Origin of the sequence: Sphingopyxis sp. TUF1 (genome assembly GCF_036687315.1) — a bacterium.
Lineage (GTDB): Bacteria > Pseudomonadota > Alphaproteobacteria > Sphingomonadales > Sphingomonadaceae > Sphingopyxis > Sphingopyxis kveilinensis.
Genome location: NZ_CP144683.1, coordinates 2,147,142 through 2,159,868, shown reverse-complemented (window position 1 = coordinate 2,159,868; position 12,727 = coordinate 2,147,142). Strand labels below are relative to the sequence as shown.

General features: G+C 66.0%; 11 protein-coding genes. 5 read left to right on the top strand and 6 right to left on the bottom strand.

The window, feature by feature from the left end; genetic code table 11:
• Nucleotides 1–55: 55 nt before the first annotated feature.
• A complete protein-coding gene (locus tag VSX77_RS10245) occupies nt 56–1,687 on the bottom strand; it encodes a sulfatase-like hydrolase/transferase (RefSeq protein ID WP_338424504.1) in 1,632 nt (543 codons plus the stop codon).
• On the bottom strand, nt 1,684–2,343 hold the full coding sequence (locus tag VSX77_RS10240; RefSeq protein WP_338424503.1) for a hypothetical protein: 660 nt from the start codon (nt 2,341–2,343) through the stop codon (nt 1,684–1,686). The genes VSX77_RS10245 and VSX77_RS10240 overlap by 4 nt, the downstream gene beginning before the upstream one ends.
• Before the next feature lie 125 nt (nt 2,344–2,468).
• On the opposite strand from VSX77_RS10240, the gene VSX77_RS10235 reads away from it, so the two are divergent.
• Both VSX77_RS10235 and VSX77_RS10230 read left to right on the top strand, forming a co-directional pair.
• Entirely contained in the window at nt 2,469–3,089 is a 621-nt protein-coding gene (locus VSX77_RS10235; RefSeq protein ID WP_338424502.1) for a TetR/AcrR family transcriptional regulator, read from the top strand.
• Entirely contained in the window at nt 3,086–3,997 is a 912-nt protein-coding gene (locus VSX77_RS10230) for a formylglycine-generating enzyme family protein (RefSeq protein WP_338424501.1), read from the top strand. Before VSX77_RS10235 ends, VSX77_RS10230 begins: the two co-directional genes overlap by 4 nt.
• A 600-nt stretch (nt 3,998–4,597) precedes the next feature.
• On the opposite strand, the gene VSX77_RS10225 is transcribed toward VSX77_RS10230, so the two are convergent.
• The 3 genes from VSX77_RS10225 to VSX77_RS10215 form a co-directional block, all read right to left on the bottom strand.
• Complete coding sequence (locus VSX77_RS10225) at nt 4,598–6,349, bottom strand: arylsulfatase (protein WP_338424500.1); 1,752 nt, start codon at nt 6,347–6,349, stop codon at nt 4,598–4,600.
• A gap of 152 nt (nt 6,350–6,501) precedes the next feature.
• Nucleotides 6,502–7,290, bottom strand: a complete 789-nt coding sequence (locus tag VSX77_RS10220; protein WP_338424499.1) for an enoyl-CoA hydratase/isomerase family protein — start codon at nt 7,288–7,290, stop codon at nt 6,502–6,504.
• A complete protein-coding gene (locus VSX77_RS10215; RefSeq protein ID WP_338424498.1) occupies nt 7,287–8,063 on the bottom strand; it encodes an SDR family NAD(P)-dependent oxidoreductase in 777 nt (258 codons plus the stop codon). The genes VSX77_RS10220 and VSX77_RS10215 overlap by 4 nt, the downstream gene beginning before the upstream one ends.
• A gap of 328 nt (nt 8,064–8,391) precedes the next feature.
• Here VSX77_RS10215 and VSX77_RS10210 point away from each other — a divergent pair, with 328 nt between their 5' ends.
• The 3 genes from VSX77_RS10210 to VSX77_RS10200 all read left to right on the top strand — a co-directional run bounded on the left by VSX77_RS10210 (nt 8,392) and on the right by VSX77_RS10200 (nt 12,061).
• Complete coding sequence (locus tag VSX77_RS10210) at nt 8,392–9,042, top strand: DJ-1/PfpI family protein (protein WP_338424497.1); 651 nt, start codon at nt 8,392–8,394, stop codon at nt 9,040–9,042.
• 109 nt (nt 9,043–9,151) lie between these two features.
• Nucleotides 9,152–11,152 (top strand): FAD-dependent oxidoreductase, encoded by a 2,001-nt coding sequence (locus VSX77_RS10205; RefSeq protein WP_338424496.1) that lies wholly within the window; start codon nt 9,152–9,154, stop codon nt 11,150–11,152.
• A gap of 180 nt (nt 11,153–11,332) precedes the next feature.
• Nucleotides 11,333–12,061: a rhodanese-related sulfurtransferase gene (locus VSX77_RS10200; RefSeq protein ID WP_338424495.1), complete on the top strand. Its 729-nt coding sequence runs from the start codon at nt 11,333–11,335 to the stop codon at nt 12,059–12,061.
• Between the two features lie 4 nt (nt 12,062–12,065).
• Here VSX77_RS10200 and VSX77_RS10195 read toward each other — a convergent pair whose 3' ends face one another.
• Entirely contained in the window at nt 12,066–12,692 is a 627-nt protein-coding gene (locus VSX77_RS10195; RefSeq protein ID WP_338424494.1) for a class I SAM-dependent methyltransferase, read from the bottom strand.
• Between the last annotated feature and the right edge of the window lie 35 nt (nt 12,693–12,727).

The following is a 12,727-nucleotide window of genomic DNA, read 5'->3' as shown; positions in this document are numbered from 1 at the left end:
TCTTTTGCTCCGATCCTATACCGCCACAGACGCAACGCCAGGCGGCTAGCAGCAATCAATTGGTCCAATAGATATAATCCTGCCCGCCCTGCCACGGCGCGTTCAGCGGCACGTCGATGCGTACCGGCCCTTCGATCAGCCCCGGCCAGATCGGCCTGGCCATGTCCTTGTTCTGCGCCGCGATCATCGCGCGAAGCTCGGCGACGCGGGCGGGCTCGCGCGCCGACAGGTCGGTCTGCTCGGTCGGATCGACGGCGAGATTATAGAGGCGCGCCTTTTCGGGCCGCTTCGTCACCTGCAATTTCCAGTCGCCCGCACGCACCGCGCGATAATCGCCCGAGCGCCAGAAGATCGCCGGCCGCGTGGCGGGCCCGGCCAATATATCCTCGCTGTCGATCGTCCGCCCTTCGGGCAGCGCCGCGCCCGCCGCCGCCGCAATCGTCGCAAAAATGTCGAGATGCCCGGTCACGTCGGCGCGCGCGGTCCCCGGCGCGATGCGCGCGGGCCAGCGCATGAACAAGGGCGCGCGGATGCCGCCCTCGAAAAAGGTCGCCTTCCACCCGCGGAACGGCGCGTTCAGCCCCGGCATCCCGTTGTACCAGGCGCCGCCATTGTCGCTCGTAAAGATCACCAGCGTATTGTCGTCGATCCCGGCCTCCTTCAGCTTGGCCATCACATCGCCGATTCGCCGGTCCATCTGCGCGATCATCGCGCCATAGACGCGCGTCTTGTGATCCTTGATCGCCGCGAGCTTTTCATAATCGGCGCGCGTCGCCTGCAGCGGCGTGTGCGGCGCGGTGAAGGCCAGATACATGAAAAAGGGCCGGTTGCGGTTCGCCTCGATCGCCTTGATCGCCTCGTCGGCGAAATAGTCGGTCATATGCCCTTTCGCCGCGAAGCGTTTGCTGCCGTTAAAGGTTACCGCGTGGCGCAGATTGGCCCAGATGAAACGGTCGATCGGATCCCACGGCAGCTTGGCGTTGACCGCATCGGGATCATCCTCGGGCAAGAACATCCCCGCTCCCGCCAGCACCGCGAGGCTTTCGTCGAAGCCTTGACCCTGCGGCTGCAATTCGGGTGCCTCGCCCAAATGCCATTTGCCGATATGGACCGTGTGATAACCCGCGGCCTTCACCGCCTCGGCGATCGTCACCTCGCTCGCGGGGACGCCCATCTGGGGATAGGGCGGAATATCCGGGGTCACCAACTCCTTGTGAAAGATCGCGCGGTGCGGCCCGACGCCGTCGCCATGCGCCAGATTCTCGGCGAACTCGATCGGCACTGCGGTAAATTCAAAGCCAAATCGCGTCGGATAACGCCCCGTCATCATCGCCGCGCGCGACGGCGAGCAGGTCGCGTTCGCGGCGTAGGCGGTGGTGAAATTCACCCCTTCGCGCGCCAGCGCGTCGATATTCGGTGTCTTGACGATCCCCGCGACGCCGCCGCCGTTCAGGCTGATGTCGTTATACCCCAGGTCGTCGGCGACGATCAGGATGACGTTCGGCGGCCGCTCGCCCTCCGGCGCGGCCGCCGGCCCTTGTTGCCACGCGATCGCCCGGTTCGGCTGCACCGGGTCGCGCCAGTCCTGCAAAATCCCCGGAAGCCGGTATTTATTCGCCTGGAAGGCCCAATAACCGCCCGCTGCGGCCAGCGTCAGGACGCAAAGCGCGATCCACCGTTTCTTCACCCCGTCGCTCCCCACCCAAAGGTCAATGCCATGATGTGCGCCAGTGCCGCCAGCAGCGCGAGCGCCAGTCCGGCGGTCGCGCGCGGGCTGGCGTAAAAGCCAATCTGGCGCTGCGTTGGAAAGGAAAAGGTCGTCTCGATCCCCAGCAGCTTGTTCGGATGCACCGCGCGGAACGCCGGGTCGCCTGCCATGCGGAGCAGGTCGCGGCGGCTGCGGTATCGCATCGTGCCGAGCAGCGTCCAGCCGGGATCGGCGGGCGTATTCCACGCATCGATATAGCCGCCGACCTTGCGCCCGACGAACAATGGATGCCCGCCGCGCCGCATCAGCCCGCGCACAAAGGGGTCCGAATATCGCCGCAACCATTCGCTGCCGTCGAGTGTCGCGCCGCTTGCGGGGTCGGTGACCGGCCCCGGCCGCGCGCGGACGAGGTTGACCATCACGAATTCGCGCCCGTCGTCGGCCTCCAGAAACGCGCGCAACCGCGCCACGTCATTGCCTGTTTCCGCCATGCGCGGGCCAAGCCCGTCAAGAAACGCGTCGATTTCCCGGACGGTCAGCGGACGCCGCCAGCCATCGTAAAACAGCAGAAATGCGGACCAGAGCAGCAACGCGCCCGCCCATATCGCCGTCAGCAAAATCGCCTGATCGCCCATCCCCGCCCGCCTTGGTCGTTGCCTTCCAATATAATGGCACTATATGTGTCATTATATTGGAAGGCGTGCAAGCGGCTTCGTGCGAGGCATTGACCTGGGCGCCGAGCTGGGCCAGCGGAGAGAGCATGGCGGGGAAAGTACAAGCGGACGTGGCCGACGGCGGCCCCGACGCGCGTCCCGACGGGCGACGCGAGCGCAGCCGGTCGAGTTACAAACGCATCGTCGCGGCGATGATGGCGCTGATCGAGGCGGGCGACCTGATGCCCAGCGCGGCGCGCGTCGCCGACGAAGCGGGCGTCGGCCTGCGCACCGTGTTCCGCCATTTCGACGACATGGACGCCCTGTACCGCGAAATCTCGCGGATCATCGGCGAACGCATCTGGCCGATTGTCACCGCCCCCTATCCGGATGGCGACTGGCGCGCCAATCTGCGCGAACTGACGCGGCGGCGGGTGCGCGTGTTTGAAACGATGCTGCCCTTTCGTCTCGCCGCGAACATCAAACGCTATCAGTCGCCCTATCTGCTCGGCCAATATGCGCAGGTGGTAACGATGGAGCGCGAACTGGTGCTGCGCCTCCTGCCGCCGGACGTCGCGAGCAACCGATATTTGACCGAAGCGCTGTGCGCGGCGCTGTCGTTCCAGAACTGGCGCGCGATCCGGCAGGATCAGGGGCTGTCGGTCGAGGATGCGAGCGGCGTCGTTGCGCATATGATCGAAGCGCTGGTCGCGACCACCCGGGCATGATCCGCGCCGCCGCGCTGCTCCTGCTGGCCATGCTCGCCGCGTGCAGCAACGATGCCGACGCCCCGCTTGCCGAGGCCAAGCCCCCCGAATGTCCCGCGATGCCCGCACAGGATTATGCCTGGATCCCCGGCGCGACGTTCACGATCGGCGCCGACGCGCATCTGCCCGAAGAAGGCCCGCCGCGCGAGGTCACCGTCGCGGGCTTCTGGATCGCGACGCACGAGGTCACAAATGCCGAGTTCGCCGAATTCGTCCGCGCAACCGGCTATAAAACGCTCGCCGAGCAAGACCCGCCGCCGCTCCCCGGCGCGCCGCCCGACATGCTCGTCCCCGGATCGGCGGTGTTCACCGCGCCGACCGATGGCAACCCGAACTGGTGGCGCTGGGTCGTCGGCGCCGAGTGGCGCCATCCCGCAGGGCCCGCGACGACTATCGACGGCCGCGACCGCGATCCGGTCGTGCAGATAGGGTATGAAGATGCGCTCGCCTTCGCCAGATGGAAGGGCAAGGCGTTGCCGAGCGAGGAACAATGGGAACTCGCCGCGGCGAGCGGCGGCGCCGACCGCAACGTCCCCGTCGGCAAGGACGGCAAACCGCGCGCCAATTTTTATCAGGGCAGCTTCCCCGTCCGCGACCTCGGCACCGATGGCTTTACGGGCCGCGCCCCGGTCGCCTGCTTTCTCGCCGACGCGCACGGCGTCCACGACCTGATCGGCAATGTCTGGGAATGGACGACGAGCGCGGCGGGCAACGAGCGCAATGTCATCAAGGGCGGCAGTTTCCTGTGCGCCGCCAATTATTGCGCCCGCTATCGCCCCGCCGCGCGTCAGTTCCAGGAACGCAGCCTCGGCACCGACCATATCGGCTTCCGCCTGATCGACCCCGCGCGCCCGGCACCGACAGACTAAGCCCGTTTCGTAGCGATGTCGGTTTGCGACCGAAGGCGGCCACTAATCCTCCCTGTGGCGGAGCCATGGGGAGGTGGCAGCGCGAAGCGCTGACGGAGGGGCTATGGCGCCGACGTTGCAGCCCCTCCACCACTCGCTGCGCGAGCGGTCCCCCTCCCCATGGCTTCGCCACAGGGAGGATCGTAGCTCGCAGAGTCTGGAATCGAACGATTGCGGCATTTGCCGCCCTCCCCTAACCCGTTCGCATCGAGCGAAGTCGAGATGCCCCTCGGGCGAGGCTTGGCGTCGATGGGTGTCTCGACTTCGCTCGACACGAACGGAAATGAAGGAACGTCCGCTGCCCACCCCAAACTGGACATAAAAAAAAACGCTGTCCTACATGACCCCGCTGTGCCAGCCTTCACCTCAGCTCTTTCAATATATGGACAAAAAATGGGTCGTTCCCGCCCCTAGGCGGGCGCAGAAGCCGGGCGCGGCATGTCCCGGGGGAATGGCAGATCGGCCGCTGCACAAGGCTGACCTTTCCTGACCTTTGGATGGCGTTTGCGGGGGCTGTGCCGGGCGCTTGCCGTGCAAAACGGCCGAATATCCCCACAAACCTTAACCCCGCGCGCGCCGCCGCCGCCAGCCCCAGACCAGCAACGCCAGCACCATCAATCCGCCGCCCAGCCACAGCCCAGCCTTGATCGCGCGTTTGCGCCCCTGCTGCTCCCACGCATAACGGTTGATCTGTTCGTCGGCGGTATAGCCCGGGGGGATGTCGAGCACGCCGTTCGCTTTCGCATAAGCGCGGTAGTCCGCGAGCATCGAGGCGAACCGATCGGGCATCGCCGCAGACAGGTCGCGCGCCTCGCCCGGATCGGCTCTGAGATTATACATCCGCCATTTGCCGTCACCGGTCGGCGGCAGGTTGCGCACCAGCTTGTAATCGCCGCGAAACAGCGCGGCATTGCCCGACAGCTCATAGCCGAGCGGCGCATCGCCATGGACGCTTGCAGTCGCGCCCTTCAGCATCGGCACCAGGCTCCGTCCCGTCACCGGCTCGACGTCGCGGCCCTGCCATTGCCCGTTGTGCAGCGGCACCGCCGCCAGCTCGGCGAGTGTCGGCAACAAGTCGGTCACGTGCGCCAGCCCGTCGCTGATCGCGCCCGCCTTGATCTCGCCATGCCCCGGCCAGGCGATAATCAGCGGAACGCGCAGCCCGCCCTCGGTTGCGCTGAACTTATACCCCGACAAGGGCGACGCCGCCGCGCTCGCCCAGCCCGGCCCGATCGCCGAAAAACTGCCCCGCCGCCCGATGTTCGCGGTCGCAAGGTCATATTGCATCGCCAGGAACAGCCGGTTGCGCAGCGAGCCGAACGGATTGGTCGGCTCGGCGCCATTGTCGGAGAGAAAAACAAAGATCGTATTGTCGTAATCGCCCGTCCTTTTGAGGTGCGCGACCAGCCGCCCGATCTCGCGGTCCATCGCGGTCGCCATGCCGCCATAGGCCTGCATCACGCGCACCGCCGCCGCGCGCTCGTCGGCGTCCAGCCTCTGCCAGTCGCGCGTCGTCGGCATCGTCACCATCGGCGTGCCCGCGGGCACGATGCCCAACGCCGCCGCACGCCGCGCGCGCTCTGCGCGCAGCGCCGTCCACCCGTCTTTGTACATCGCCGCGTAGCGCGCGATGTCGCTGTCGGGCGCCTGCACCGGAATATGGTTGGCGAGGAAGTTGATCGACGCGAGGAAGGGTTTGCCACTCTGGCGATCCGCTTCGATATAATCGATCATCTTCCCGACGACGAAGGTCGACGAATAATAATCGCGAGGCAACGTCGCGGGGCGGCCGTTCTCGGTCCAGTTCGCCTTGTCGTACAGCCCCTCGATCGGGCGCTGTTCGAAATTGTCGGCACCCGCATCGGCCAGGCTGAAGGCGCGGTCGTATCCGCGCGCATGCGGCAGGCGTTTCGCGTCGCTGCCCAGATGCCATTTGCCGGTGAGGTAGGTGCGGTATCCCGCCGCTTTCAGCAACTGCGCGATCGTCACGACGCGCAGGTTCATCACCGTGTCGTAACCCGGCTTGCCTCGATGCTCGTCGGGGATCGTCTCGGGCATGTTGCCGAGCCCATTGCGGTGGTTCATCACCCCTGTCTGGAGCATCGCGCGCGTCGGCGAGCAGGAACCCGCGACGTGGAAGTTCGAAAAGCGCATCCCCGCGCGCGCCAGCGCATCGATATGCGGCGTCGCGATCTCGGAACCAAAAGCGCCGACGTCCGAAAATCCCCAGTCGTCGGCGAGCAGTATGACGATATTGGGCTGGCGCGGCGGTGCGGATCGTTGCTGCGCCTGACCCGATGGAACCGCCAGCAAACAGGTAAGCGCGATGATGGCAGCACGCCGGGACCCGCCTATGCGACCCGGCCTAGTGGTCCTCCTGCGCACTGCCATCACTCCCACCCCCAAGGGATATGGCATTTACTATGCCAATATAATGGCGAGTCAATGGGGCGCGCGCGGCGGCATTACCGCTCGCGATATTCGGGCGCGCGCTTCTCCAGAAACGCGGACAACGCCTCCTTATGATCCTCTGTCGCCGACAGGATCACCTGCTGCCGGTCCTCGATCGCCATCGCGGCTTCCAGACTCGGCGCGTCGATGTTGAGGTTCAGCGCCTGCTTGGACAGGCGCAGCCCGTGCGGACTCGTCGCCAGCATCTCGTCGGCGAGCGTCAGCCCGCGGTCGAGTAGCGCCGCTTCATCGACAATCTCGCTGACCAGCCCGGCGCGCAGCGCCCGCTCGGCGTCGACGAAGCGCCCGGTGAGGATCATCTCGGCGGCCAGGCTCGCGCCCACCAGCCGCGGCAGGAAATAGCTCGACGCCATATCGCACCCGCCCAGCCCGATGCGGATATAAGCGGCGTTGCAGCGCAGCGACGGCGCGGCATAGCGCACGTCCGACGCGAGCAGCAGCGACAACCCGCCGCCGCACGCGGCGCCGTGCCCCAGCGCGATGACCGGCTGCGGACAGGCGCGCATCTTGCGATAGATATTGCCGATCCGCGTCTGCGTGCGCATCATGCGGAGCACCGGCGTTTCGTCACCCGACCGATCCTCCTGAATGTCCAGCCCCGCGCAGAAACCGCGTCCCGCACCGCGCAGGATCACGACGCGCACGTCGGGGCGCTCGGCGAGCCCGCCGAAATAGGCGTTGAGTTCGTCGACCAGCGCCTCGTTCAACGCGTTTAGCCGCTCGGGCCGATTGAGTGTCGCGATCTCGACCGCACCGCGCGCCTCGATCAGCAGCGCGCTCACAAGGTCTGCCCGTCGTCGATTGTGAAGACGCTCCCCGTGATACCCGCAGCGGCGTCGGAGCAAAGCAACAGCAACGGCGCGTGCAGGTCGGTTGCGGGGCGCATCCGCTGGCGCGGAAAGCTTTTCACCATCGCCGCGCCGGTTTCGCTTTCGAACAGGTCTGAGGTCATTTCGGACGCGAAATAGCCGGGCTGGATGACATTGACGCAAATCCCGCGCCGCGCCCATTCGCGCGCCAGCGCCTTGCCCAGATGGCGCACCGCCGCCTTGGTCGCGCCATAGACCGAGGTGGCGGGAAAGACTTTCTCCGCGGTGATCGATCCGATCAGCACGATGCGGCCATGCTGCTTCTCGCGGCTTCCGGCCTGGTCGAGGCGCTTCGCGCCTTCGTTTGCGGTCAGGAACACGCCGCGGACATTGGCGGCGAGTAGGAAATCGACATCCTCGACCGACAGGCCCATCGCATTTTTTTCGGTCGCTACCCCGGCGTTGGCGACGATCGTGTCGACCGTGCCAAAGGCTGCTTCGGCGGCGTCATAGGCCGCCTTGGTCGACGCTTCGTCGGTGACGTCCATGCTGACCGCGATCGCCTGCCCGCCCGCCGCCTCGATCGCCGCGACTTGCTCGGCCAGCTTGTCGGCGCGCCGCGCGGCGAGCACCACCTTGGCGCCTGCCGCGGCGAGCGCCTTCGCAAAACCCGCACCCAGCCCCGACGAGGCCCCCGTTACCAGCGCCACGCGCCCTGTCAGATCGAATTTCGGTTGTTCGGACATGCGTCTCCCTTTCCTTGGCTGGCCCGGCCTTGGCGCTGATTGACGTTTACGTCAATCGCTCGGGCCGATCGAAAGATTAACGCTGCCGGGGGGTTGACGAGTGAATTTTGTTCCCTTAATGTTCTTTTGTGCACAACGAACCTCATCCCCCGTCGCGGCTGCCAAGCGCGGCGGGCGGGGGATAAAGGCTCCCTCCCTCTTCGAAATCATCCGCACAATAAGGCGCTGACCGTGCCGCATCCTCAACTGGCAATGCGCTGATCTGAAAAGCGTTTTCCTTATCGCCCTCGCGTGATAGATCGCTCCTCGGTTCGTTCAGGAGGATAAGATGCAGATCGCTGTTTTGACGCTCGACGGTTTCAATGAACTGGACAGCTTCGTCGCCGCAGCGATCCTCAATCGGCTGCGCGCGCAGGGCTGGGCCGCACACATCACCGCGCCGACGCCGCGGGTCACGTCGATGAACGGCGTGACGGTCGAACGGCAAAAGCCGCTGGAGTTCGTCCGAGAGGCCGATGCGGTGATCATCGGCAGCGGGATGCGCACGCGCGACCATGCCGCCGATGCCGACCTCCTCGCGCGCATCCGGCTCGACCCCGAACGCCAGCTGATCGGCGCGCAATGTTCGGGAACCTTGCTGCTCGCCAAGCTGGGGTTGATCGGCGATCTGCCTGCCTGCACCGACCTCATCACCAAGCCATGGGTGATTGAGGCGGGGATCGACGTGCTCGATGCGCCCTTCGTCGCCCACGGCAATGTCGCGACGGCGGGCGGCTGCCTTGCCTCGCAATATCTGGCCGCATGGATGATTGCGCGGCGGGCGGGAACGGATGAGGCCGAAGCGGCCCTGCACTATGTCGCCCCGGTGGGCGAAAAGGAGCCTTATGTCGCGCAGGGGATGGCCGCAGTGCGTCCGTTTCTTCCCGCCGAAGCGGCTGCGGCATCCGCGCCGGCACAGATGCTGCCTGCCGGAGCGTAGCGGCTTCGCGCCGACCGCCGCGCATCGCGTGGCGATCCCGTACAATATTTCTTGCCTTCGCGCGCTATAACCCTCCATCTGCATAGCCGGGAAGATGGGGGCAAGAACGATGACGGGACCGTTCAATTCGGGGCAGCTCAAATTTCTGAAGGCGATCACCGAGGCCCTGTTCGACGGCGCGGCGATGGCGATTTCGGCCGATCAGGTCGTCGCCAATATCGCCGACCTGTTCGGCAAGGTCGGGGGGACCAAGCTGGATGAGATGCGCGTCTCGCTCACCCTTACCGAAATCGCGCTCGGCCCGATGTTCGCCGAAACCGATGTTGCGACGCGCGTCGAGCGGATTGCCGACCGGATGCGCGACAGCCGCCTCGACCTGTTCCAGGACATGGGGCGACTGCGCGGCATCGTCTATGCCTGCTATTACGGTCATTGGCTGCCCGGCGATCAGGATGACAATGTTGCGAACCCCGTCCACCGCCAGATCGGCTTCGCGCTCCCCAAATTCCGCGCGCGCGGGCCGGGTGACGTCCCGATCACGCCTGTTCAGGGCCGCGAGATCGATCCCGCGCATATATTGACCGCCGACAGCGTCGGGGACGAATATGACGTGATCGTCGTCGGCTCGGGCGCGGGCGGCGCGGTCGCCGCCTATAATATCGCGGCGCAGGGCTATAAGGTGCTGATCGTCGAGGCGGGGCCTTTCTATCCCAGCCATGCGATCACCCACCACGAGCTCGACATGATCGCGAAGCTTTACAAACATGGCGCGGTGCAGACGACGACCAACCGCGATTTCGTCGTCTTTCAGGGGCGCTGCGTCGGCGGATCGTCGACGATCAACAATGGCATATGTTTGCGTGTGAACGAACCCGGCCGCACCCACCCCGACGCAGCCGACGTTCTCGCCAAATGGGCACAGATCGGTGCGCCGATCGACCCCGCGGCCTTTCACGCCAGCTATGACGCGGTGCAGGCGATGCTCGGCATCGCGCGCATCGAACCGCGCAGCGGGCGCCACAACGGCCCGCACCTCATCAACGGATGGCACGCCTATGCCGATGCCTCGTCCGATCCCAGCGACAAGCGCGCGGTCGCCGACTGGTTCGACAAGAATTTCGGGCCGCCGAATACGCCCAATGCCTGCGCCTATTGCGGCTATTGCAATTCGGGCTGCGTTTATGGCCGCCGCATGGGCGTCGCGCAGACCTATCTGCCGGCGGCGTGCCGCGACCATGGCGCACGCATCCTGCCCGGCGCCAAGGTCGATCAGATCCTGTGGCAGACCGCGATCGACGGTCGGCGCGAGGCCGAGGCGGTGCGGCTCACCTTGCCCGATGGATCGAAGCGCCTTGTCCGCGCGCGCGTCGGCGTCGTCGTCGCCGCGGGCACGATTGCCTCATCCAAACTGCTTGATCGCAGCGACATCGACCATACCGGCTATCAGGTGTCGCTCAACGTCGCCTCGCCCGTCGTCGCGCTGATGCCGCCGGGCACCGGCGGCGATGCGTGGGACGAGGATCAGATGTCGAGCTATGTCGATTGCGGCGACTTTCTGCTCGAAAGCCATTTTCAACCGCCGATGTCGATGGCCTCGCTTATGCCCGGCTGGTTCGCAGACCATGCCGACCGGATGCGCAATTATGGCCGCGTCCATTCGGCGGGCATCCTGTTTCCCGCCGACCGGCGCGGGCAGATCGTCGACGGCAAGCTCAAATTCCGCCTCGATACCAGCGACGATCTGCCGCTGCTCCGCCGCGCAATGGCGACGCTGACCAAGGTGCATTTCGCCGCGGGCGCGCTCGAATGCTATCCCGCGCTCGCAAAGGGCCAGACGGTGAGGCCCGACATGGACATCGACGCCTTTTTCGACGCCGCGATCCGCGAGCAGGATGATGTCACCCTGTCGAGCAGCCACCCCCACGGCGGCAATGCGATGAACGAAGACCCCCAGCACGGCATCGTCGACCTGGATTGCCGCGTCCACGGCACGACCAACGTCCTCGTCACCGACGCCAGCGTCTTCCCCAGCTGCATCCGCGTCAACGCGCAATGGACCACGATGGCGATGGCGCATTATGCCACGGCGCAAAGCGATCCGTTCAGATAGGCCGGTATCCTCCCTGTGGCCGAAGGCCATGGGGAGGTGGCAGCGCGAAGCGCTGACGGAGGGGCTATGGCGCCAAGGTTGCGGCCCCTCCACCATCCTTCGGGCGGTCCCCCTCCCCATCGCTGCGCGACAGGGAGGATCATTCCCTTGGGCAGCGCTTTTGTCTAAGGGGACGCCGCCATGACCTTCACCGTCGCCGCCCTCTACCGCTTTGCCGCCTTCGACGACCCTGCGTTGCTGCGCCAGCCGCTGCTTGACCGCTGCGCCGCCGAAGGCATCAAGGGCACGCTGCTCCTCGCGCGCGAGGGGATCAACGGCACCATCGCGGGCACCGAAACCGGCATCGCCGCCGTTCTCGATCACATCCGCGCGCTCCCCGGCTGCGCCGCACTCGACGTCAAATATTCGACCGCCGCCGCGATGCCGTTCCAGCGGCTTAAGGTGCGGCTCAAAAAGGAAATCGTGACGCTGAAAGTGCCGGGGCTCGACCCGGCGCGCGATGCAGCGCCCTATATCGACCCCGCCGACTGGAACGCGCTCGTCGACGATCCGGACACGGTGCTCATCGACACGCGCAACGCCTTCGAGGTCGGCTATGGCAGCTTTGCGGGCGCGGTCGATCCCGAAACCAGAAGCTTCGGCGACTTTCCGGGTTGGTGGCGCGCCAATGCCGATCGCTTCGCGGGCAAGCGCATCGCGATGTTCTGCACCGGCGGCATCCGCTGCGAAAAATCGACCGCCTTCCTGCGCCACGAAGGCGTCGACGATGTCGTCCACCTGAAAGGCGGCATTCTCGCCTATCTCGAACAGGTGCCGGCGTCCGAAAGCCGCTGGCACGGCAGCTGCTTCGTCTTCGACGAGCGGGTGAGCGTCGGGCACGGTTTGGTAGAGGTCGGGGAGAAAAGTTGAACCGTCAGCCCGCAACCCGTGCCGCGCCATATTCGACCCAGCCGAACGGCCGCGGCGTTTTTGGCATATAGGCGGCGCCCTGCCGTTCGACCGCAAAGCCCGCCGCGGCATAGGCGTCGCTGATCGGGCGCGTCAGGTGGCAATTGCCGCCGATGCGTTTCCACACCGGCTCGATCCGCCGCTGCCATTTCGCAACCCCGGCATCGGGCGCACCGCCATGTTCGAGGAACAGCGCAGTCCCGCCGGGTTTCAGCACGCGGCGGATTTCGGCGAGCACCGCGGCCTGATCGGCAACCGAGCAAAGGGTGAAGGTGGTGACGACGGTATCGAACTGTCCGCTCTCGAACGGCATCGCCTCGCCGACGCCGCCGCGGATGTCGGCCGCCATCCCGCGATCCGCAGCTGCCGCGCGGCTCATCGCCAGCAATTCGGGCGAAGGGTCGAGCCCGGTGAAGCTTTCGACCTGTTCCGGACGGTAAAACTCCATGTTGATCCCGCCGCCACAGCCCAGTTCGAGCACATGCCCGCGCGCATACGGCACCACCCGGCTCCTCAGCTTCATGATCTGCCCCTGCGAACAGGCGCATTTGATCAGGCGCGGGACGCCGTGCCTCTCCCACCAGCTTGCCATCGCCGTCTCTCCCTCCTGGCGCGCAGCCTGTCCCT